At 47.5% G+C, this 23714-nt stretch carries 16 protein-coding genes; 3 read left to right on the top strand and 13 right to left on the bottom strand.

What is annotated here, in order from left to right:
- Nucleotides 1–76 precede the first annotated feature (76 nt).
- The 8 genes from KNO66_RS00430 to addB form a co-directional block, all read right to left on the bottom strand.
- Complete coding sequence (locus KNO66_RS00430) at nucleotides 77–460, bottom strand: YisL family protein (RefSeq protein ID WP_214739393.1); 384 nt, start codon at nucleotides 458–460, stop codon at nucleotides 77–79.
- A 115-nt stretch (nucleotides 461–575) separates the two neighbouring features.
- Nucleotides 576–3134 (bottom strand): sensor histidine kinase, encoded by a 2559-nt coding sequence (locus KNO66_RS00425; protein WP_214739391.1) that lies wholly within the window; start codon nucleotides 3132–3134, stop codon nucleotides 576–578.
- Nucleotides 3131–3493 carry a response regulator gene (locus KNO66_RS00420; RefSeq protein ID WP_214739390.1) on the bottom strand — a complete coding sequence of 121 codons (363 nt, stop codon included), beginning with the start codon at nucleotides 3491–3493 and terminating at the stop codon, nucleotides 3131–3133. Before KNO66_RS00420 ends, KNO66_RS00425 begins: the two co-directional genes overlap by 4 nt.
- Nucleotides 3494–3627: 134 nt before the next feature.
- Nucleotides 3628–5499, bottom strand: a complete 1872-nt coding sequence (locus KNO66_RS00415; protein WP_285800747.1) for an ABC transporter ATP-binding protein — start codon at nucleotides 5497–5499, stop codon at nucleotides 3628–3630.
- Nucleotides 5496–7220, bottom strand: a complete 1725-nt coding sequence (locus KNO66_RS00410; protein ID WP_214739388.1) for an ABC transporter ATP-binding protein — start codon at nucleotides 7218–7220, stop codon at nucleotides 5496–5498. The genes KNO66_RS00415 and KNO66_RS00410 overlap by 4 nt, the downstream gene beginning before the upstream one ends.
- Nucleotides 7213–7704 (bottom strand): MarR family winged helix-turn-helix transcriptional regulator, encoded by a 492-nt coding sequence (locus KNO66_RS00405; protein ID WP_353048486.1) that lies wholly within the window; start codon nucleotides 7702–7704, stop codon nucleotides 7213–7215. Before KNO66_RS00405 ends, KNO66_RS00410 begins: the two co-directional genes overlap by 8 nt.
- 157 nt (nucleotides 7705–7861) lie before the next feature.
- A complete protein-coding gene (gene addA / locus KNO66_RS00400) occupies nucleotides 7862–11479 on the bottom strand; it encodes a helicase-exonuclease AddAB subunit AddA (protein ID WP_214739384.1) in 3618 nt (1205 codons plus the stop codon).
- Entirely contained in the window at nucleotides 11457–14894 is a 3438-nt protein-coding gene (addB, locus tag KNO66_RS00395) for a helicase-exonuclease AddAB subunit AddB (RefSeq protein WP_214739377.1), read from the bottom strand. The genes addA and addB overlap by 23 nt, the downstream gene beginning before the upstream one ends.
- A gap of 157 nt (nucleotides 14895–15051) precedes the next feature.
- On the opposite strand from addB, the gene KNO66_RS00390 reads away from it, so the two are divergent.
- The 3 genes from KNO66_RS00390 (at nucleotide 15052) to KNO66_RS00380 (ending at nucleotide 16327) form a co-directional block, all read left to right on the top strand.
- The gene (locus tag KNO66_RS00390) at nucleotides 15052–15432 is read left to right on the top strand and encodes a truncated hemoglobin (RefSeq protein ID WP_214739375.1); all 381 of its coding nucleotides are present in this window, start codon (nucleotides 15052–15054) and stop codon (nucleotides 15430–15432) included.
- Between the two features lie 55 nt (nucleotides 15433–15487).
- Nucleotides 15488–15877, top strand: a complete 390-nt coding sequence (locus KNO66_RS00385) for a hypothetical protein (protein ID WP_214739373.1) — start codon at nucleotides 15488–15490, stop codon at nucleotides 15875–15877.
- 240 nt (nucleotides 15878–16117) lie between these two features.
- Nucleotides 16118–16327, top strand: a complete 210-nt coding sequence (locus KNO66_RS00380) for a hypothetical protein (protein ID WP_251127395.1) — start codon at nucleotides 16118–16120, stop codon at nucleotides 16325–16327.
- A 191-nt stretch (nucleotides 16328–16518) separates the two neighbouring features.
- On the opposite strand, the gene KNO66_RS00375 is transcribed toward KNO66_RS00380, so the two are convergent.
- The 5 genes from KNO66_RS00375 to KNO66_RS00355 all read right to left on the bottom strand — a co-directional run bounded on the left by KNO66_RS00375 (nucleotide 16519) and on the right by KNO66_RS00355 (nucleotide 22840).
- Nucleotides 16519–16929, bottom strand: coding sequence for a hypothetical protein (locus tag KNO66_RS00375; RefSeq protein WP_214739371.1), 411 nt, complete (start codon nucleotides 16927–16929; stop codon nucleotides 16519–16521).
- Nucleotides 16930–17057: 128 nt separating this feature from the next.
- Nucleotides 17058–20126, bottom strand: coding sequence for an efflux RND transporter permease subunit (locus KNO66_RS00370; protein WP_214739369.1), 3069 nt, complete (start codon nucleotides 20124–20126; stop codon nucleotides 17058–17060).
- Between the two features lie 86 nt (nucleotides 20127–20212).
- Nucleotides 20213–20683, bottom strand: a complete 471-nt coding sequence (locus tag KNO66_RS00365; RefSeq protein WP_214739367.1) for a competence protein ComK — start codon at nucleotides 20681–20683, stop codon at nucleotides 20213–20215.
- A gap of 127 nt (nucleotides 20684–20810) precedes the next feature.
- The gene (locus KNO66_RS00360; protein ID WP_251125889.1) at nucleotides 20811–22151 is read right to left on the bottom strand and encodes a sensor histidine kinase; all 1341 of its coding nucleotides are present in this window, start codon (nucleotides 22149–22151) and stop codon (nucleotides 20811–20813) included.
- 26 nt (nucleotides 22152–22177) lie between these two features.
- Nucleotides 22178–22840 carry a response regulator transcription factor gene (locus KNO66_RS00355; protein WP_214739363.1) on the bottom strand — a complete coding sequence of 221 codons (663 nt, stop codon included), beginning with the start codon at nucleotides 22838–22840 and terminating at the stop codon, nucleotides 22178–22180.
- Nucleotides 22841–23714: the final 874 nt, after the last annotated feature.

Below are 23714 nucleotides of genomic sequence, written 5' to 3'. Positions count from 1 at the left end.
CTGATTTTTTTATTTTCCCCTAATAATTTGTGTACAAACAAAAAAATCCCACTTCGATATGCGAAGTGGGAACGTCTTATTGAATGAAACTGTTGAATGGAGACTGGCCATACGGTAACGCATACCCAACAAAAATAGTGATGAGTGCCAAAAGAATGAATCCACCGAACAAGGCATTCGCAGGTTTTTTCTTTTTGACTTTGACGAGGGTCATCTCACCGAAAATCAATGTCAGTAATCCGACTGTGATTTTCACGTGATAAAACGCGCCTCCCCCGTTCAATTGAAGGTAAAGATACAGTCCTGTTCCGAATGCGATGAGTAACATGAGTCGAAACGCCATATGTGCGATCTTTCCACTCTTGTTGCCGTTCTTATAACCGATATAGGCCACGGCAAACAAAATAAGTAACAAAATCCAGCTCGTAACGTGTGTGTGCAAGAATGCAATCAGTGGCATTCTAATGCCCCCCTTTATGTTGTTGTTCAGTCTTCATTGTACACGAACTCTCTCCTGATTGGTCAAGCGAACGCTTTCTAAAAAAAGAGCCATCCACTAAGGATGACTCCATTCATTATACAGGTGTTGTCTCTGCCTCTTGGACAGCATATTCGTAGCTAGGAATTTCAACGATGAACGTCGAGCCCTCATGCTGAATCGATTCGACGTGGATTTGACCGTTGTGACCACGCACGATTTCCTGACAAATCGGCAACCCGAGTCCTGTACCTCCGATTTCTCGGCTGTCAGAATTGTCGACGCGATAAAACTTATCGAATAAGCGATCGAGTGCGTCACTCGGAATTCCAATTCCTTCATCTTTGACTTTAATCGAAACGATTTGCTCGTGATGCGAAAGTTCCACCGTAATCTTTCCACCTCGTGGAGAATATTTCACGGCGTTCGACAATAGATTACTCATCAACTGTTTGAACTTCTGGCAATCGACGAACAATTCATACGGGCGTGCATCATCTGCAATCAATTCGAATTCATGTTTTAATGACGATGCCTCATAGAACGTCAGCATATCACGAACGACCGGTTCGATATCAAGTTGTTCCCGATCATACATTTGACTGCCAGACTCCATTCGCTGCACATCGAGGAAGTCATTGACGAGATGGGTCAAGCGTTCCGTTTCAGCGTGAATGGTTTCTAAATATTTTGCTTGTTTCTCATTCGGCAACTGTTTCTTGACCATCAATTCGGTAAACCCATAGATAGACGAAAGCGGTGTCCGCAATTCATGCGAAATGGTGGAGATAAACTCACTCTTCAATCGTTCTGCCTCTGTCTCACTCGTGATATCACGGAAGACGAGAAGCGTCCCTTTCGAAAGTCCACCGACAATGATTCGCTCCGCGTACATCTGCAAGTTCATTTCGCCTTTACGGATGGAGAAGCTGACACTGTCATGTGGGAAATCTTCAGTGAACAGGCGATTCGTATACTTTGTAAAGTCCTCCGCTTGATCGACCGTCTCAACAAGACGATTCCGCCATTCTTCCCACGATTCTTCTTCAAGCTCTTGTGAATTAACGTCACTGAGTTCAGGGAACATCTCATAGAGTGGACGGTTAACGAACACGTCATCTGTCGAATGGTCGATATAAACGACAGCCTCTCGAATCGAATCAAGGATTCGTTCTGTCTTTCCTTTCTCACGCTTCATCTCTTCAAATAAACGCATCCGTAAGAGAGAGAGTGAGAGTTGGCGAGCGAATGACATGATGTCGCCCATTTGTGTTTGGGTGAAGCGGTCTTTGTAGCGAACCAAATAGATGAACGCGATGATTGAATCATCTGTTGGATCATGGACCGGTACCGCCGTCTCAAACATATAGTACGGATAAGGAAGCGGATGGTCGCTCGCAACTTGTTTCGACGAGTGTACCGTCGTCTTCAATGTCATCGCGCGCGTCAATACAGAGTTCTCGCTATCGAGCAACTGACGAGACAACGTGTCGTTCAAGCCGTGGCTCGTGACGCGATACATGCCTGATTCATCCACGAAGACGAGTGCCCCGACCTCTGAATCTGTAATCGTGACTAACTTTTCAATAATCTCTGGATAAGCCGTAAGCGAATCACGTGACGCCAACGTCTCCGTCAATTCGTTTCGGTAAGCGAGATGCTGTTCGTTTTGTTGCGTCTGCTCAAGAATCTCTTCAAGTTCTTGCTGTTGTGCCTGCAACTCTTCTTGTTGCGCGATCAGTTCTTCTTGTTGCGCTTGAAGTTCATGGTTTTTTTCAATCAGATGACGCTCGTTATCACGAAGCGTTTCAGCCATCTTATGGAATGAGCGAGACATCGTCCCGATTTCGTCTTCCCGTTTCATCTGATCACTCAAATCAACAATTTCACCTTTCAATAAGCGATTCGATGCGATCGAAAGTTTTGAAATCAGACGTGTTTGTCGGCGGAGGAACGGTTGGACAAACAGTAAAATCAATGCAGCGAACGAAGCGATGCTCAAAATCCACAAGAATTGAAGAATATTGTTATTTTGACGCCATTCCGCATAGACGTTCTCTTTTTCAGACGCCATCAATTCACGATAGTTCTCAAGCGACGTCTCCACTTCATCGATCGGTCCAAGGATATCGATTCCCCGCTGCGGATTAAATTGGACGAGACCTTGATCAATCAATCGTTTCGCTGTCGGCAACTCCGCAATGGTCTGCGCATCGATAAACGTTTCTGTCACGTCACCGTCTTGCTGCGCTTTTGCATACTCGTACGTCACCGGGATGATGACATCGTAATAAAAGTCATGAAACTGTTGAAGATCTTCTGCGAACAGTTCACCTTGACGCGTCGTGACTTGCGTTTTGAACCAATTGATTTCCTGTTGGAATTTCGCTTCATTGCCACTCGCTCGTTCAAGAGAAGCGATGTCTCCAAACAAGAGGTACCCACGTGTGTCATATTGATCCGCTTGCCACTCGTCCCACATGTTCGTCAGACGATCGACGCGTTCATCCACTTGGCGCAACCTCGCCTCATTTGCCTCGAGTCGATTTTCGATATAGACATACGTCAATACCGATCCGACCAACGCTAGGACGAGGAACGAATAAAGGACGACCATGATGTCACGTCCGAGTTTTTGTTTAAACCACCTTTTCACTTCACGATTCCTCCTATGATTTTAACGAGTTCAAGTGGGCTGAATGGTTTTGAAATAAAGTAGTCGACCCCAATCTCGTTCGCGCAATCACGGTCAGATTGTTGGCTTTTCGCTGTCAACATCATCACTTTCGTTTCTTGTCGCCCTGGTAATTTCCGTACTTTCTCAATCACTTCAAGCCCTGTCATGCCGGGCATCATATGGTCCACAATCACCAAATCATATTCATTTTCTTCAATCAATCGATAAGCTTCTACGCCATCTTGTGCCTCATCGATATCATATCCTTCGTCTTCTAATGTATCCATAACAAGCATGCGTAGTACTTCTTCGTCTTCTGCTAGTAAGATTTTAACCATAATCGTTCCTCCATTTTTTATCCCATTTTTTTATTTTAACGGATTTGTAATTGTTACACAAAATAAAAAGACGTACGAAACTCATCTTCGTACGTCTTTTGCCTAATCACATTGTCCTAAAACCTGTATTCCAGTTATACGACTTCTTTTTCAGCGAACTGACTATTGTAAAGATCTTCATAAAAACCACCCGCTTCGAGAAGCGATTCATGCGTCCCTTGTTCAATGACTCGACCTTGATCCATCACCAATATCAAATCTGCATCTTTGATGGTCGATAATCGGTGCGCGATGACGAAACTCGTCCGACCGTCCATCAACCGCTTCATCGCCTGTTGAATCAAAATCTCGGTACGCGTATCGACACTCGATGTCGCTTCGTCTAAAATCATGATTGGCGGGTTGGCAAGCACTGCTCGCGCAATCGTCAATAACTGTTTTTGACCTTGTGAAATGTTATTTGCCTCTTCATTCAACACGGTGTCATAACCGTCAGGCAACGTTCGGATAAACGAATCCGCATGGGCCGTTTTCGCCGCATTGACGATTTCAGACTCCGTCGCACCTGTTTTCCCATAGGCGATATTGTCACGAATCGTTCCATTAAAGAGCCAAGTGTCTTGTAAGACCATCCCGAACGTATGACGCAAATCGTGTCTCGACATTTGCCGCGAGTCTTTCCCGTCGATTAAAATCTCTCCATCGTTCAACTCATAAAAGCGCATGAGCAGATTAATCAATGTCGTTTTTCCGGCACCTGTCGGACCGACGATGGCTACCGTTTGTCCTGTCAACACATCGAGGTTCATATCTTGAATGAGTAGATTGTCCCCGTATCCGAAGTCGACATGACGGAATGCAACATTTCCTTCAGCGCGCTCTAATCGATACGTCGTGACCTCTTTTACTTCTTCCTCTTCATCTAACAATTCGAAAACTCGCTCTGCCGCAGCAACGGTTGATTGGACAATATTTGCAATATTCGCTGTCTGGGTGATCGGTTGAGTGAACTGGCGTGTATATGTGATAAACGCTTGAATATCCCCGATGGAGATGCTGCGTTGTGTGACCAAAATCCCACCGACCACACTGATTAACACGTAACTGATGTTTCCGATGAACATCGTCATCGGCATGATAATACCGGAAATGAATTGTGCTTTTCTTCCGGCATCGTAAAGTTCTTCATTCACTTCCTCAAACTCACGCACAGCCGTCTCTTCACGACCAAACGCTTTAACGACCGCATGTCCGGTATACATTTCTTCTACGTGACCGTTCAATCGTCCGAGGTGACGCTGTTGATCCGAGAAATATCGTTGTGACCGTTTTAAAATCGGACGAATCGCAAAGATGGTGAGTGGTAAAGAGACGAGAGAGATGACCGTCAACAGTGGACTGATTGACAGCATCATAATCAAAATCCCGATGATGGTGACAATCGAGGTGATGAATGAAGTCACACTTTGTTGTAGCGTACTCCCAATCAAGTCAATATCGTTCGTCACCCGACTTAACGTTTCCCCGTTTGAACGACCGTCATAATATTTAAGCGGTAGTCGCTCTAACTTTTTATTGACGTCTTCTCGTAAGTCATACACCGTTTTTTGGGCAACTCCAGACATCAAGTATTGTTGCACATAGTTGAACAGGCTGCTGATCACGTAAAGACCAGCGAGGAGTGACAAGATTAGACCGATTCTCGTGAAATCAATCTCTGCTCCTGGTACACCCGTAAATTTGGCATAGGCGCCTTCAAACAATTCTGTGATGGCGATCCCCATGATTTTTGGACCGGCAATCATAAAAATCGTGCTTAAGATCGCTGCGACGAAGACTGCAATCAATGTATTGCGCCGTGGTTTTAAATAGGCGAGCAGCCGACGGAACGTCACTTTGAATTCCTTCGGCTTTTCTCCCATCATCATCATGTTCCCACCGCCAGGACCTCCTGGCCCACCGTGTCCGCCATGAGTTTGTCTCGTATTCGATTGTTTCTCACTCATGCGATTTCCTCCTCAGACAATTGTGACTTCACGATTTCTTGATAAACCGCATTCGTCGCAAACAATTCCTCATGCGTCCCGATTCCAGCGACTTTCCCTTCTTCTAACACGATGATGCGATCGGCATCCATGATGGTGCTGACGCGTTGCGCGACAATCAATACCGTCGCTTCTTTCGTTTCTTCTTTTAACGCCTTCCGAAGCGCAGCATCTGTTTTAAAATCAAGTGCCGAGAAACTGTCGTCGAATACATACAAATCGGGTTTCCGTACGAGCGCTCTTGCAATCGAGAGACGTTGTTTCTGCCCGCCCGACACGTTCGATCCGCCTTGTTCGATCACAGCCTCATATCGGTCTGGCATCTTTTCGATAAAATCGGTCGCTTGCGCGATAGATGAGGCATGTACAACTTCTTCCATCGTTGCATCGGCTTTTCCGTATCGAATATTCTCTGCGATCGTACCCGTGAAGAGTAACGCCTTTTGCGGAACAAATCCGATTTTTGAACGAAGCGTTTCTTGAGGGACTTCTTTGAGATCCATACCGTTTACGCGGATGTGACCAGACGTCACATCATAAAATCGAGGAATCAAATTGACAAGCGTCGATTTGCCGGATCCGGTTCCACCAATCACCGCAGTGATTTCTCCTGGCTTTGCCGAAAAACTGATATCGGATAATGCCGGTTCTTCAGCTCCAGGATAATAGAACGTCACATCATCAAATACGAGCGTCCCTCGTTCTTTGTCTAAAGTTTTCGTTCCATCATCCACAAGGGATGGTCTCATCTCGAGCACCTCGTTGATTCGGTTTGCTGAAACCGATGCCCTTGGAACCATGATGAACATGACCGATGCCATGACGAGTGCGAACATGATTTGCATCACATATTGAATGAACGCCATCAAGTCTCCGATTTGCATCGCGCCATTATCGATGCGAATTCCTCCGAACCAAATGACACCAACGACCGTCAAGTTCATCACGAGCATCATGACCGGCATTAGGAAGGCCATGATTTGGTTCACTTTAATCGAGACGTCTGTCAATTGTTCATTCGCCTCTGTCATTCGAACTTGCTCTTCTTTTTCACGGTTAAACGCTCGAATGACACGGATGCCTGTCAAATTTTCGCGGAGAACGAGATTGAGCCGATCCAATCGTTTTTGTACTTTTTTAAAAAGTGGCATCGCCTTCCAGAAGATAAGGAGAATCGAGATGACCAATACAGGCATCGCTGCAACGATGACGAGTGATAATTTTGCGTCTTTCGAGGTCGCCATGATCAATCCACCGACAAACATAATCGGTGCACTGACGACCATACGAAGCATCATGATAATGACTTGTTGAACTTGCGTGATGTCATTTGTCGTTCGCGTGATGAGTGAGGCCGTTCCGACACGATCAAACTCTTCAAGCGAGAAACGCTCCACATGATTGAACACACGTCTGCGTAAGTCGCGGCCAAATCCCATCGCAGCCTTCGAGGAATAGAAACTGGCCACGACGGCAGCAAGGGCGCCGAGTCCCGTCACTCCAAGCATGACCCCTCCCATTTGCCAAATGTATGCGGTATCTCCTGTGACGACCCCTTTATCGATAATATCTGCCATCAGCGTCGGTAAAAACAAATCTGCCAATGACTGAGCGAACACAAATAGTAAAACCATCAGTACTGCCCATTTATAAGTAATCAGACGCTTTAACAGCTTAATCATGCCGACATCCTCCCTCGCATTCTGTATGCCCTTCATTCAGTTCATTTGCAATTTGTTGATGTGCTTCAATCATATGACGATACGTTTCCTCATCAAGGCGTGACAAGATTTGATTCAATTGTTGCTCTGTGCCTTGTTCCTGTTTCTCAATCTCCTCAATCAAGCGTTTGCCGGATGTATCAATCGTCAAGACGACTTCCCGTCGATTGTCTGGATTGACATCACGTCGAATCAGTCCTTTTTCCACAAGACCGTCTAACGATTGGCTTAATGTACTCTTAGGCATCTTCGTACGCCTGACCAATTCTTTTTGCGTAATCGCACCCTGTTCATTCAACATCATCAGACCATGTAATTGAGGCAACGTGAGATCATTTTGTTGCGCCGTCTGATGCATGAGACGAACTAATACACGTTGCACTCGCCAAAAGGATTGCATCATCTCCCGTGCTCGATTTGTATTTGTCTCGTTCAACTTGTTCACTCCTTTATCGTTCCGTGTCGAATTGTTCTATATGGAACAATTACTTATATAAAATAAATTACTCCTCTCTGTTTAGATTGTCAACGAAATTGAATGTGAATGTGCACATAAGAAAAGAGCGATGCCATCAACATGACATCACTCTTTTCAAATCGGTTTATGACGTTGCCACGGTCACAATTTCCTGTAAATCTAACGAGTAAATCAGCGTTCGTTCAACACGAATGTTCCAAATGGTTTCGATTGCCTCTCGATACAACTGCAACTGAATCGCATACCGATCTCGCAAACGCTCATGTGCGTCTTCCTTAGAGGCGGATAGATGGGTGACAGCATCTGATTTGTAATCCAATAGTACGTAGGATTCCCCATCGAAATAGAGACAATCAATAATCCCTTGAATCAAGACGTGCTCATCCGTGAAGTGTCCATCCGGATTGACTCGTTCAGCTGGAACCGTATAAGTGAACGGTAACTCGCGCCAAGCTGTCCCACGTTCAAGGGCATCGGCAAGTGCCTGCCCGACCTCCGTTTGGAAAAACGCTTCAATGTCAGGCATAGCCAAACGTGCCGTCTCGGCCTCGACCGGGCTGAGCATTCCTTGCATCTCCCATTTCTCAATTTGCTCGAGAATCGGTTGATTCGGGTCGGCCAATTGGAAGATCAAATGTAACGTCGTCCCGCGCTCTGCTCCGGTCTGTTTGACTTGACGCCATTTCGGTTCCCGATATGGGGTATCGACCGGACGAACCGGATCTTCGAAGGCGGCCTGTTCGAGTTGCATCGCCCGTTTCAATTCGGTCACCGTTTGTTTAGCCGACGTACGTACCGCATCTTGGGCAGGATACGTGTAGGTCAAAGCCCGATGTACGGCACGAACCGTCTCTTCTTCGTTTTGAATCGGAAAATCAATTGCTTCAAATCGCTGCACGTGATGTAACTGTGCCATCATTTCTTGAAGGGTCGCAATCTCCGCAAGGTCCGCCTCTCCGATGACTCGATAATTCCACGAGGTCGACTCTTGGAAAGTAGAGGGGACCGTGAAGCCGAATGATTCAATAAACGAGGTGGCACCTGGCAGACGTAAGAGCGCCGGCGCAACCCAGTCGAGATACGTTTTTGCCTCTCGTCTGGCTTCACTCGCCAACACGTCTCCCGCTTGCTCGACCTGAAGCCATTGCTGAAGGTGTTTGAGTGGTTCACCAACTGTTCCCACGAGAATCAGTTTTTCTTTTGCTCGCGTCAAGGCGACATAAAGGACGCGCATCTCTTCCGCTTTCATCGTCGCGTCTAAATCCCGTCGAATCATTTCTTTCACGAACGTTTCCGATTTCGTGCGGGTCACGACATCAATCGCATCGAGCGAGATTCCGTATTGTTTGTGGAAAATGACACGTTGCATTTGATCGCGTTTGTTAAACTGTTTCCCGAGTTGGGCGACAATGGTCACTGGAAACTCAAGACCTTTCGACTTATGCACAGTCATGATGCGAACGACATTCTCCTCGTCCCCGAGCGACCGTGCCTCTGACAAATCTTCACCGGTATCTTGTAGACGATCCATCACGCGTAAGAAGCGATAGAGGCCACGATAGCCGCTACGTTCGTAAGCGAGTGCCCGATCATAGAGCGCCTTCAAGTTTTCCTGACGCCCTTTTCCTCCAGGCAACCCGCCTGAGAAGTCATAAAACCCGGTGTCATTGAACAATTGTTGAATCAATTCGGACAAGCTATGATTTCGTGCATACGTGCGCCAGCGGGAGAGGCGGTCAAGCATATCGCCACATTTTACTCCAAGCTCATCATCGTCATCCGCTTTCGCCTTGAGCGCCTCATAGAAAGAATCCTCTGATTCAAGTCGAATCCGCGCCAACTCGCTATCATCGAAACGAAACATCGGGGAGCGAAGCGCACCGGCGAGTGGGATGTCTTGAAGCGGGTTATCAATCACTTTTAAGAGAGCAAGGATCATCCGAATCTCGGTTGCTTGAAAATAGCCGCCATCTGAATCCGTATAGGCTGGGATATTGTATTGTGTCAAAATATCCATCAGTTGCTCCACACGTTCTTTTTTCGAACGTACGAGAATCACGATATCACGATATTCACAGTTCCGGAGCTGACCGGTTGATTCATCCGTCACTTTAAACGGTTCGTCCCCTGATACGAGTTCCAAGATTCGCGTTGCAATCGCTCGTCCTTCGACTTCTTGCTTCGATAACTCACGACTCGCTCCATCGATCAAAATAAACTCAGGGTCCGCTGGAATCGGTTCATACCCACGTCCCGGAACAAGTTGGGCCGCCTCATCATACGCAATTTCACCGACCTCTTCGTCCATAAGCTGAACGAACAAATCATTGATCCCGTAAAGAACTTCTGCTCGACTCCGAAAGTTTTGGGATAGGTCGATTCGTTTCCCCGTGTTCTCCTGTCTAAAGCGCGTCGCTTTATCAATGAAAAGACCCGGTTCTGCGTGGCGGAATCGATAAATCGATTGCTTGATGTCGCCCACCATGAATAAGTTCCCGACTTCCTCTCGTTCATTCGCAACTAGATTGATGATGGTTTCTTGAATCTCATTCGTATCTTGGTATTCATCAACGAGTACTTCAGCGAAACGTTCCTTATAGAGCGCCGCGACATCGGAAGGTCCCCCATCTTGTCGTAAAATGGCGAGCGCATAATGTTCCAAGTCACTGAAATCGACAAAGGCACGATCACGCTTTGCCTGCTCATATGCTTGACCGAACGAACGGACGATTCGAACGAGTGTTTCAACGAGTGGCTGTTGCATCGAGACGCTCTCCAATAAGTCTGCCCCGCTGACCCGAGCCTGTTCGACCGCTGCCGTCAATTTTTTCTTCGCTTGGTCGTAGGCTGGTTTGAGGACCTCGTGGTAAATCTGGTGCTCCTCTTTTTTCGGAACAGCTTTCATCGTTCCAAACTTCATCGCACGAGCCACCGTCTCGAGCTCACTCCAGACAATCGTCTCCCCTTCAAGTTGTTCAAATGGGAAAATCGCTTGCCTGATGTTTTCCGACTGGGGTTCATACCCGGCGACCCGAAGCTCCGCTTCAAGTTTCCGAAGATCCCGTACTGCTTTTTCAATGTCATCCCACAACATTTGGCCAAACTCGATCAAGATTGCCTCCTCATCAGGATCTTCTCCAAACGTGTACATGGAAACAAGTTTGTCTAAATAGGCATCAGGATCCGGCAGGGTGCGCGCATAGTGATATAAGCCGAGGACCAAATCCTCGATTTCACTGTCACCACGGTCTGACGTATACGCATCGACAAGAGCGAAAAAATCGGTATCCTGCTTTCCGTACTCATCCTCAAGAACCTCTTCTAACACATCATCCTGCAACAATACGAGATCTCGTTCTTCCGCAATCTTGAACGCTGGGTCTAAGTCCAACAAATAATAATTTTCACGAATCACCTCTAGACAAAATGAATGAATGGTTGTGATGAGCGCCCGATTCAACATTTGTCGCTGTTTTCGGATATACTCATTCGTCGGGTCGTCGCGAAGTGCTCCCTCAAGCGCCTTCGCAATCCGCCGTTTCATTTCTGCCGCTGCCGCATTCGTAAAGGTGACGACGAGCATTCGGTCTGCCGTGAGTTCATCCGTTTCATCAAGCAATCGACTAGACAACCGCTCGACGAGAACTGCCGTCTTCCCCGACCCGGCCGCAGCCGAGACGAGTACGTGGCTCCCTCGCGCTTCGATTGCGGCGAACTGATCATTCGTCCATTTCACGGTCATCGCCTCCTAACTCTTCAAATACTTCCTCTTTCTCGAGCTTCTTCAATTTACGAGGCTCGTTCGAGAGCGCCTCATCGAAATGACAAACACTTTGGTACGGACATGTCTGACACGGGCGCCGTTCTTTATATTCATAGGGCTCTACGTCGATTTTACCTTTATACATGTCTTCAGCACTCGCTTTGACGACGTCAAACGCATGGTCCATCAACTGTTCGAGTTGTGGAGGCGTCACAATCTTTTTCAACGTGTTGGCGTCAGGTGAGCCATCTTTTTTGTATTTAACAGGAATGACGATTGATTTTTTTGATGAGCCTTTCGCAGTGCGGTCCATCATCTCTAAAATGTCTGGGTCATCTACTAACAACCCCTGCATTTGATACGACTCCAATACTTTCTGTCGTGTCTCTTCTTCAGAGTTAGACGGTGGAACGAGTGGACGGTGAACGTGGAAATAAAGCGCCGCTGCCGGTGCCACATTTTCTTTCGTCCATACCTCTGCCTGTTCAATCAATACTTTCAAATAAATGAGCATCTGCATCGCCAGACCGTAATAAATTTCCGCAAAATCAACTTCTCGCTTGCTCGATTTGTAGTCGACGATTCGGACGTACAGTTGGTCGTGGACCATGGCGGTGTCGACCCGGTCGATCCGACCAATCAATTCACACGTTGCTCCATTCGATAGTGTGAACGACACTGGAGGGAATTGACCGCTTCCGAATGCCAGTTCAAACGCTTTCGGGTCAAAGCCATCTCGTTTTGATTGTTCAATCAACACTTCTGCCGTCTTACTCACGACGTCCGTCAATTTTTTCTTGAGGTAGGCGTATCGATTCGAACTCATCAAAATCGCATGCTGAATCTCGGGTGTTACGAGTTCAACTGCCTGTTCCGCTAAGTTCGCACATTCATCAGGTGCCACATCTCGCCATTCTTTGCCGTCCATCTTCACGGTCTGGGACATATGTTCGATTGTTCGATGATAGAGATTTCCGATATCCGGTGCTTCAAGGCGATACAACCGACGTTCTTTCAGACGCAATCCATAACTTGCGAAATGTTTGAACGGACAGGCTTGGAACGTCTCAAGTCGTGAGACACTTGCCCGAATCGATGGAGTATATAGGGATTTTGCGACCTGGTCGTCTAGTGACTTTGGAATGTTTTGATAGAACAATGCACTCGTCAACAACTGCAAACGTTCCCGTCCCTCTGGAAGTTTCAGCAATTCGTTATAGACAGCAAACCACATATCTTGAATCGGATAATGACGACTTAAACGTTGAAGTTCAAGTGCCGTTACCGCAGCCGTCTGGTTCACGCTCGTCAAGAATGCATATTGCTCTCGTGGTCGGTGTTCCCCCGCTTCTGCGAAATGCGTCTTGATCACATGTTGGTGAAGTCGAGCTTTTAAATCCGCGATGAAGCGCGCTGGTTGAACTGCCTTCCCCGTTCTGTCTACAAGAGCATAACTGATATAGAGACGATCACTCGGTGCTGTCACAGCTTTGTATAAGTAATACGTTTCATCATCAAACAGATGTTCTGTCGCCTTTCCGGCACGAAGACCATTCTCATGCATGAAATCTAAATCGTGATCGGTCAAGAGTTTCGATTGTGTCGTGACAAGCGGAATTTGATCTTCATTCGCCCCGAGCAAGAAGACGACTTTCTTATCGATCAATCGCCCACGCACATAGTCCGTCACCGTCAATTGGTCGAGTGATGGAGGAATCAAGGCGTAGCGGAGGCTGTCTAAACCCGTGTCCATCATCTGTAAGAAAAGATCCGTTGACAATGTCTCTTCTGGAGCCGCTGCCTCTAACTGTTCAAGCAAATGTAAGACCGCATCCCAGACCTGGGTATGTTCGCGAGCTTCGAGTAGCTCTGCTTCTTCTATCGCCTCGTCGCGCCAATGTGTCAGACAATCGGATACACCGATACGCTCTAAAAAAGCATACATGGCATGTGTGTACGCTTGCATCGTCTTCGCTTGCTTCAAATCCGACAGTAACGGGTCAAATGTGTGAATGACACGTTCCCGATAACGGTTCAATTCGGCCTCGGTATCCAGCTCCTCACTTGTGAGTCTTGCTTCTTCACCCGTTCGACGACGCAATTGCCATTCATCGTGCCAATGGTAGTGTTTGATTCCTCGTTCGATTACGAACGCTTCGAGACGGTCGACGGACGTACGTCGATGTGTTGGGTCGAGGACGACCAGCTCCGTCTTTAGCGCTCGAAAGACAGATTCTTCCCGATAACCTCGTAAGGCGATATCGATACTGGCCTTCAATAATTCAACGAGAGGATGGTCAAGCATCGGTTGCCGTTCATCGAGAAAGTATGGAAGTCCCATCTTTTGTAGCGCTTGAGAAGCCAAATCTCCATATTCTTCGAGCGATCGTGAAATGAGCGCGATGTCCCGGTAACGATATCCTTCTTCACGAGTGAGTCGGATGATTTCTCGAACGGCCGCCTCTACTTCGACAGTTCGGTCGACAGCAGCATGTAAATCGACACGGTTCTCCGCCCCGCTATACGGTTCCGCCGTCAGCTGATCAAACGTCGCCTCTAAATATTGAAGACTCGGATGGGTATGACGATATACAGTTTCATACGCGTGATTCTCCGAGGGGATCTGTCGTTCCGTTAACAATTCTTTCAAGCGCATGAGCGTGCGTTGTGTCGGTCCAAATAATGGGTCGAGACGATACATCGACACCGGATCGAGTGTCAGTAACAGATCGACATCGACTTTTTCTGCGAGCGCGACGAGAACAGCCAATTCCTGTTCTGAAAATTCATTAAAGCCGTCCACGTAAACCCGAACACCCGTCAAGTCGGTTTCCGGCAAAATTTGCAACATGACGTTGAAATAGTCTTCGGCATGAAGCGACTTGCCTTCTGTCATTTTTAAAAATCCTTCATAGATGATGGATAGATCTTGCAACTTCAAGGCCCGATGCTGCGCTTGTTCACTTAACCGCAACAAGTGCTCCGGTTCAACAAGCCCTCGCTTCAACATCGAAATTAATTGGTTCAATTCTTCATAAAACCCGAACTGATTCATCGTTCGACGGAAGAGGGTCAATCGCTCCTCACTCATTTCGACTACTCTTCTCAATAATAGGTGAGTACCGGTCTGATCTAAGAATCGGTCTGTCGCAACGCCCGCATCTCGCATCATCAAAAATGCGAGTCGACGCATCGAGAGAACCTGGATGCGTGTCGAGCCGCGAAGACCATCTACCGACGCCATTTTCTTCTCCATTTCAAAGGACATCTGGTCCGGAACGAGAATATATATTGTCGGTCCACTCGGATTTTGCTTCAGTTCTCGAATCACCTCTTGGATCATTCGCTCACTTTTGCCCGTTCCCGAGCGACCTACATGAAAGGTTACGGTCATTTTAGCGAACACTCCTTCCCTTTTTCTTCATTATGAACCATCTCTAATCATTTGTAGAGGGAAACCTCCTCTATACCTTAACCAAAAAAGTTACACCCTACATCATTCCCAATTTCATTCAAAATCGATTAGACTGAACATAAGAGGGGGAATACATGTGAGTGCATATGAACAATTCGGAGGCGAACGTGGCGTGCAACAACTCGTTGACGCATTTTATGACCTCGTCTATACCGATCCGATTTTACTTCCGTTATTTCCGGAAGACAAAGATCGAGTGAAACAGCATCAATTTGAATTTTTAACACAGTTGCTCGGTGGTCCAAAACTATATTCAGAACGTCGCGGTGGCGGAAACTTAGCGATGATTCATCATGAACATCCGATTTCTGAAACACACGCAGGTCATTGGCTCGGGTGTATGGAGCAAGCGCTCAAGACGGTGGATGCTCCAGAGTCCATCAAACGTCAGCTGTTTCAACGATTGATTATGTCATCTTCGAACGTTGTCCGTGTTTGCTCGCATCATTTTGAGTAGTCACAACTATAAAAAGTGGGTATGATAGGAAAGTAAGTAAAGGAGGTCGTTTCACATGACAGAAGAAGAAAAAAAAGAAGTCGTTTCATCTGAAGAAGAGGAAACGGAAGAAAAAGAAGAAACGGTAGTCCTCGCCGACGCGCTTGATGAAGCAAACGAAGCAGCTGAAGCAGAAGAAGATGAGGACGATGATGAGGACCAGCCAGAAGAAAAGAATATGGACCACATCAAAGGCGTCTTCAACTACGACCATGAAAACGGTCGTGAATACCGTGTCGTCTTTTACAACGATCGCAAAAACTTAGTATTCCGTGAACTCGGTAATGGCAAAGTCGAATTTGTCGGCCGCTTCTCGGACGATGCATACGATGAAGAAAATGAGGCAGAAATGCGTGAACTCGGGCAACGTGAACTCGAGCGCATTCTCGCTGAACGCTTCAAATAAAAAAATCGCCGAATTTTCGGCGATTTTTTATTACAGACTGTAGACAAAGTATAGGTCTTACGCACAATCCGGACACGGCTCGCTTTCCTAGGGGCAAGCAGGGAGCCGCATCGCGACTGCGTCACTGCTGGGTCTCCCTTTGCTTGCTATTCCCTCAGGAGTCTCGCCTGCCCGTTCTTGGTCACCTTTTGTCCTTCATCCCATATAATGGTGTGAGAAGAACACACAGGGGCGGAGCTGATGATCAACAAGTCGACACGATCCATCAATCACGGTCTGACGAACGGAACGGATGTTGAACGGCGGCTCGAGGCGGATGATCTCGGGATTGATGACGGGCGGGCTCGGCGTTTACCTTCCCTTTCTCCTGATGCATCGATTCGAAGTAAGTATCGAGCATTTTCTTCGGCCGTCGTGGCCTTAGAAAAAAGACAAACGGCCGCCAGGTGACGACCGTTTGCGTTGCTCGCCCGACGGCGCCCCGACTCCTGCAGGAAAGCAATCCGACGGAGACCCAGCAGCGACTTGAGTCGCGATGCGGCTCCGGGATTGCCTGCGGAAAGCGTGGGCGCCGGAAGGACGAGTTCGAACATGTTATTTGTCAACAAGCTGAAATCGCCGAATTTTCGGCGATTTTTTTATTAGTTCTTCTTATTTCGTTTCTTTTTACGAAGTGCATAGGCGACGCCGGCAATCCCACCGACCACCGCAAGTCCAGCAACGACTGGAACGAGCACTCGTTTCGTTGGAATCATCTCTTTCACACGCTCATATGGCGTTGGCGTTGAGAACTCAAGTTGTACGGCGGAATCACCATGTCCATGAGCACGTGCCTTGCGTGATGCGTCTGTGACGACGACACGACCCGTCGTCCAACGTCGATTGCCGTATTCGTCCACATATGGTCGACGTACACGCTTCACATCGCGTACCATTTTCCCTCGAGCACGATCTGGTCGAACGACACGCTCACTCGACCACGAGCGGCTCCCGGTCACACTATATGCAGGGCGTACTTTCCGGCGATTGAGCCAAGTATATGAATCGTTCATCTTCAATTCCCTCCCATACTGTTCAAAACCTCTCTTCTAATTATACCCATACAACATCCCACAAAACATGTGACAAATGGTTCAAAAAAAGATGTGACACCATTTAGGCGTCACATCTTCACTCTTCATTATTCTGTAAATGGTTTGTCCTTATGACGACGTTTCGCCAAAATCAAGTAGTATGCCGGCACAAGGATTAGCGTCAGAACCGTCGAGAACAAGATTCCTGATACGATTCCAATCGCAAGCGGTTTAAAGAGCGGGTCATCACCCAATGCAACAGGCAAGAGGGCAACGACTGCCGTGAGTGCCGTCAAGAGAATCGGACGAATCCGAGCTCGACCTGCTTCGTATACGGCGGTCGTGACCGCTAGTCCGTCGCGAATTCGCTGTTCAATGAATTCGAACAAGACGACCGCGTTTCGAACGACGATTCCCGCGAGTGAAACCATCCCCATCGATGCCATGAAACTGAACGGTGTCTGTGTCACGAACAATCCAACGACCGCTCCAGCGATTGCGAGATAGATGGTGAACAAGACAAGTAACGGCAACGAGAGTGAGTTGAACTGGAATGCGATGATCAAGTAAATCAAGAACAAGACGACGACGAACAATGTCGCAAGTTCTAAGAAGAACTCGTTCTGCGTGTCGCTCGCCCCGGACTGATCGAACGTGATGCCTTCATCTTCTAGTCCAGACTTCGCATCATCCAACACCTTCTCGACATCTTGTTTAAACGTCTCTTCATCCATGCCTTCGCTCGCATAGATTTGGAGTGTGACCGAACGTTCCCCGTTCTCACGAGGAATCTGCTGAATTTGCTCCGTTTTTGTTTCCGCCACAAACGTGCTGAGCGGTGCAACCGGAGGTCCTGCTTCTGTTTCGACAGGAACCAAAATCTCGTCAAGGGCGAGTGCCTCACGGTTCGCCTCTGCATCAATGACGATTTTCACGTCACGTTGTTCCACACCGTCATCAAATGTCCCAATCGGAACTCCGTCTGTGACGAGACGAATTTGGTCACTGATCGTTTTAGCTGTCACGCCGGCCCGTGCCATTTCTTCACGATTTAATTCGTATGTGAGTGTTTGGAACGGTTCTTTAATATTATCGAGGACGATGGCCCCGTCAATTTCTTCAAGGTCGGCCTTCACTTGGTCACGTGCAGCCACGAGTTGATCAATCGTTTCGCTGCGCATCGTGAACTCAACAGGTGCCGATGCCGGCGGTCCTTGTTGTTGCGTATCTAAGAAGATTTCGGCGTCCGGATAGTCTTCACGCAACACGTTCGTATACTTATCAATCAATTCGATGGCATCGATTGATTCGTTGTCAACACGAACGACCACTTGTCCTGTGTTTTCACCAGATTGATCGAGTCCACCCGTGAATAAACCAGGGAGACCTCCTCCGGCGAAGACGGATGTTTCCACGACACCCTCTTCTTCTTTGAATCTCGCTTCAATTTCTTCAAGACGTGCCTCCGTCTCTTCCAAATCGGTTTGAACGGGGAAGGTCACGCTCGTCACGACTTCTGGGCGGTTCGCCGCCGGGAAGAACTCAAACGGCGTGAGTAAAATCAAACCGTACAATGCAGTCGTGATAACAAACCCGACAATCCCGAACGTCCATGGACGCTTCGCGACGCTCGGTAAGAGACGGTCAGCATAGAAATTACTGAGTCGGTTGAGCGGTCCACCGAGCCAACCCGGTTCACGTTTTGAGACTTTCACTTCTTTACGATTCAAACGATACTGTGCAATCGGTACGAGCGTCAAACTGATGACCATTGAGGCCAATACGGAGAGCGCAAGAACCGTCGGTAAGGCACGAATGAAGTTTCCGTTTGCGCCTGACAATAAAGTGAGTGGAAGGAAGGCGAAGACGACCGCGAGTGTCGACGTGACAATCGAGCCCCACACTTCTTTCGTTCCTCGTACCGCTCCAAGCATGGCCGAGTCTCCGTTACGATACCGTCGCAAGATGTTATCGTTGACGACAATTGCATCATCAACCAAGATCCCTAAGGCGATGATTGCCCCGATAATCGAGATTTGGTTCAAGTCAACTCCGGTAAACTGTAATGGAATCAAAGCAATCAAGAACGACAACGGAATTGCCAGACTGACGATGAGTGAACCAGAGAACGTGAGTCCAATCGTTGTCACGGCGATAACCGCAATGATGGCGACAATGAATTCACGAGTCAATGACGAGAAGATTGCATCGACCGCTTTTGCCTGTTCATAATACGGAACAAGTTCAAAACCTTCTAAGTCTCCAAGGCCATCTTCGACTACCTCGTTGACACGATCTTGCATCGTTGGAATATCCAGACCCGATTCAATCGGAACTGTAATCGAAACAGCCGGCTTTCCGTCTAATGAAACGAGATCGGTTTCACTTTTCGCTGTCTCTTCGACCGTACCAACATCTGCAAGCAAAACAGGTTCCCCGTTGAATGAACCGACAATGACTTGTTCCATATCGTCTACATTCGTCAAGTTATCGATCGCTAGTTGATAAATTCCCTCTTCAGTCGATTGACGACCGAGTGGTGTTGTCTTGTATTCTTCGTTAATGGCTGTCAATACATCAGGGAAGGCAAGCTGACGTGAGCTCAACTCTTCAGAGTCGAGTGACACGACATACTCCTGTTCTGGCAATCCTTTGATGTTGACCCCTGTCACGCCGTCTGTTCGCAGAAGCTTCGATTCTAGTTGTTCGATCTCTGCTCGAACATCCTCGAATGAATCACGATCATCCGCTGTCAATAAGTACGATGCGACCGGTAATTGGCCAAGTGAATCGTTGACCGTTGGCGCGAGCGCATTTTCTGGAAGTTTAGGTGTCGCGTCAGACAAAGCTTGACGCACGTTCGCCTGGAACTCTGCCTGATCGGTTCCATCGGCGTACTCCACCGTGATGTTCGAGAACTCTGATGCCGAAATCGACGTCACGTTCTCTACCCCTTCTAGACTACGCAGTTCTTCTTCTAATACACCGGTAACATTTCGTTCCACCGTCTCTGCTGTCGCACCAGGATAAGGTGTTTGAACGAGCACGATATTGATCCCGGTTTCCGGAATCTCACGTTTAGGGAGCTGGAAGAATGTCAGCACACCCACGACGACTGCGACGAGAAGAAACACGATGACCAGTTTCCCTCGCTCAATCATTTTTTCAAAAAACATAAAAACCCCTCGCTTTCGGAAGATGTGCAAATACACATATGATATCTCTTCTTCATCATAGAGGGGTTTATGATTGAATTCAATCCTTAAGCGTGTTGCAATGTGCTGTCATGGAAACGTTTTTGAAAAGCGTATGATAATTCGATTGACCGTTGCTTTTGTCTCGATACTGTATGGTCGGATACATGAACCTTGACCGATTCACCTGTCAAAAATTGAATGAGTGTCTCTTTTCCATCTTTCTTGATGGCCGTCACATGCTGAAAATTAATCCATGCGCAGTCTGGACTTTCCTTTGCAATTGTCGGAAAGAAGACAGCATCCGCATGCCAATCCATCACGACCGGTGTCTTTCGATGTGGTCCGAGGACATGTCGTGCCGCTTCGATTCGACCTTGTATGCTCGAACCATAGTACAGGCATGCATGCTCTAATAGATCGATCGGTGACCCTTTCATGCGCATGACTCCCTCTGGCTGATACACAAGTGTCTCGGCTTCGCCAAACTCATTAAATACAGGAATTAAAGCTCGCGTTTCATTGGTCAATCTACTCATCTTTTCATCCCCCATAACGTATATAATGGCTTACATGACATTCATACCAGGATTCCAACTTGGTCGCAAACGAGCTTTCATCTATTTCCCACGAAAAAACCAGCCGTTTCCTGGCTGGTTTTGAAGATTAAGCATTAGATTTTAAAGATTGGTTCGGTTTGAGTCGCGGAAAGTAAAATCGTACAGCAGTTCCGTCTCCTGTATTCCGTAAAGACACTTCTCCTGTGTGAAGCGTCACAATTCGCTGGACGATGAACAGACCGAGTCCGAACTTCCCTTGTTTCCCTCTTGAGAACTGATGGAATAAATCTAAACTCTCATCCACCGGTGGTCCGTCGTTAAAGATGATGATTTCCACGCCGGACTCATCTCTTTTTAGGTCGATCCGGATGCACGTCTCTGCATAACGTAGCGCGTTATCTAGGACGTTTTCAAACGCAACCCGGATTTGTTCTCCGTCACCAAGCATCTCTCCACCTTCACCGTTGATTTCCCAATCGAGCTCACCTCTTAGTTTAAAGCGTGCGACGAGCAGTTCCATCAACTTATCGAGATTGATTGGTTCGAGTTTTGTTTCCTGTCCCTTGAAATATTCTAGTTTTGTGACGTACAACAAGTCGACGACTTTCTTTTCGAGTCGAGATGCCTCTTCATCAATGACTTCAGAAGAACCTTTTAAGTCCCCCGTCGGATAAATACCATCGCCGATCGATTGGGCGTATCCACGAATGACCATGATCGGTGTCTTTAAATCGTGCGATATGTTTTGAAGCAACGCTTGTTGCGCCAAATCCTGCTCTTTTAATTCCTTACGCATGGCATCAATCGAATGAGCCAACTGACCGAGCTCATCTTGACGATCTAACGGCAAGGCCGTCTCCCACTGGCGATTCGAAATTTTCTCAACGGCTCGTTCCATCTCTACGATTGGTTTTGTCAATTGACGTGACATCAGCAAGGCTGGAATCAGTGACAACAGGCTGATGATCCCAATTAGAATCGATATTCGCCAATATAATGTCGACACCAGTTCACGACGATAAGCATCCCAGGCATAAGAGGCCTGATACACGATCGTTCCATCGTATTCATTTTGACGAATGATGTAATAGACGTCTTCCCCGTCAATCGTCGTCTGGTACCGTTCGACTTGTCCGTTTTGATTTAACGCCTCCTGATACATCCGGTTCGTCAATTCAAGCGGTGCCGATCCGTAGATGATTCGTCCGTTCGGGAGAAAAATCAATTGGTTGACCGAACGGGACTCTTGTTGGCGTCGGTCATACTCAATCGGGTTTTGGGGATAGTTTTCTAGCTCATTCGTATTCCCTAAATAATAGTCCACATCTCGTAACGTCTCATACACTTGCTCATCGATGAATTGGGTAATGGATGAGCGGACTGTGATTAAAATCATGAGCGCGAGGGTCACGATAATGAGTAAGATCAGTACCCAAATCTTCCACATGAGACGCTTCGGTTTAAGCGCGTCCATCATGGTCTGACGAGACGGTAGCCGATACCGTAAAGCGTTTCGAGCTCAAGGCGATGCAATTTCTTTCGGACACGACGCACCAAATCATCGACGACGCGATCCGATCCGAAGTAATCGTTCCCCCAAACGCCTTCTAAAATCTGCTCACGAGACAATGCGGTGCCAGGATGTTCGAGGAAGAGAAGAAGTAAATCGAATTCTTTCGAAGTCAAATCAATTTCTTCGTCTCCGTGCTTGATCAGACGTTTATCCGGATAAATGGTGTACTCGCCGTATTCGATATGCTCGTTCGATTTCGAACCATAGACCCGATCAATCAGCTTTTTGACGCGGATGACAAGTTCCCTAGGAAGGAACGGTTTAGCGATATAGTCATCCGAACCCATCTCAAGTCCGATGATTTTGTCGATATCTTCATCGCGCGCCGAGATGAAAATCGTCGGCGTATTCGCATTCACGGCTTTGATTTGTTTTAACAGTTGGAACCCGTCTAAGTCCGGTAACATGATATCGAGCACCCATAAATCTGGCTGGTCCGGAATCGCTTCTTGTGCAGATGTCCCGTCCGCAAATGAGCGGACGTTATACCCTTCTTGTTCTAGATACGTGACGAGCATTTTGTTTAAGTTTGCTTCATCGTCGACTAAGTAGATTGTATACATTCAAGTCACCTCAACACGTTTTTTCTCATCATATCAAACAATTGTCGTGAAATGATGGGAAAGAAATGAAGTCAAAGAAAAAAGAAGGCAACGAAATCGCACCTTCTTCACCGCACTGAATTTGTTCGTAACTGTTGCGTCAAAAATGCCGCGCCCCCACTAATCAACGCCAACACTCCACTGATCATGATTAATTCCATGATGTTCGCCTCCCGTTGATATCGATTCTCATTATCAACTTAAATATAGCATATATCTAATCCATTGAATACCACAAAAAAAGTCCCGATTTCACTCGGGACTTCAGACTGTAGACAAAGTATAGGTCTTATGCCCAATCCGGACACGGCTCGCTTTCCTAGGGGCAAGCAGGGAGCCGCATCGCGACTGCGTCACTGCTGGGTCTCCCTTTGCTTGCTATCCCCTCAGGAGTCTCGCCTGCCCGTTCTTGGTCACCTTTTGTCCTCCGTCCCATATAATGGTGTGAGAAGAACACACAGGGGGCGGATCTAATGATCAACAAGTCGACACCATCCATCCTTCACGGTCTGACGAACGGAACGGATGTTGAACAGCGGCCCGAGGAGGATGATCTCGGCGTTTACCTTCCCTTTCCCCTAAAACATCGAGTCAAAGTAAATACCGAGCTTTTTCTTCGTCCGTCGTGGCCTTGGAAGAAGACAAACGACCGCCAGATGACGACCGTTTGCGTTGCTCGCCCGACGGCGCCCCGACCCCTGCAGGAAAGCAATCCGACGGAGACCCAGCAGCGACCTAGGTCGCGATGCGGCTCCGGGATTGCCTGCGGAAAGCGTGGGCGCCGGAAGGACGAGTTCGAACATGTTATTTGTCAACAAGCTGAAGTCCCGATTTC

Origin of the sequence: Exiguobacterium sp. s48, assembly GCF_018617395.1 — a bacterium.
In the GTDB taxonomy this organism is placed as follows: Bacteria; Bacillota; Bacilli; order Exiguobacteriales; family Exiguobacteriaceae; genus Exiguobacterium.
This window is presented reverse-complemented; position numbering and strand designations above follow the sequence as displayed.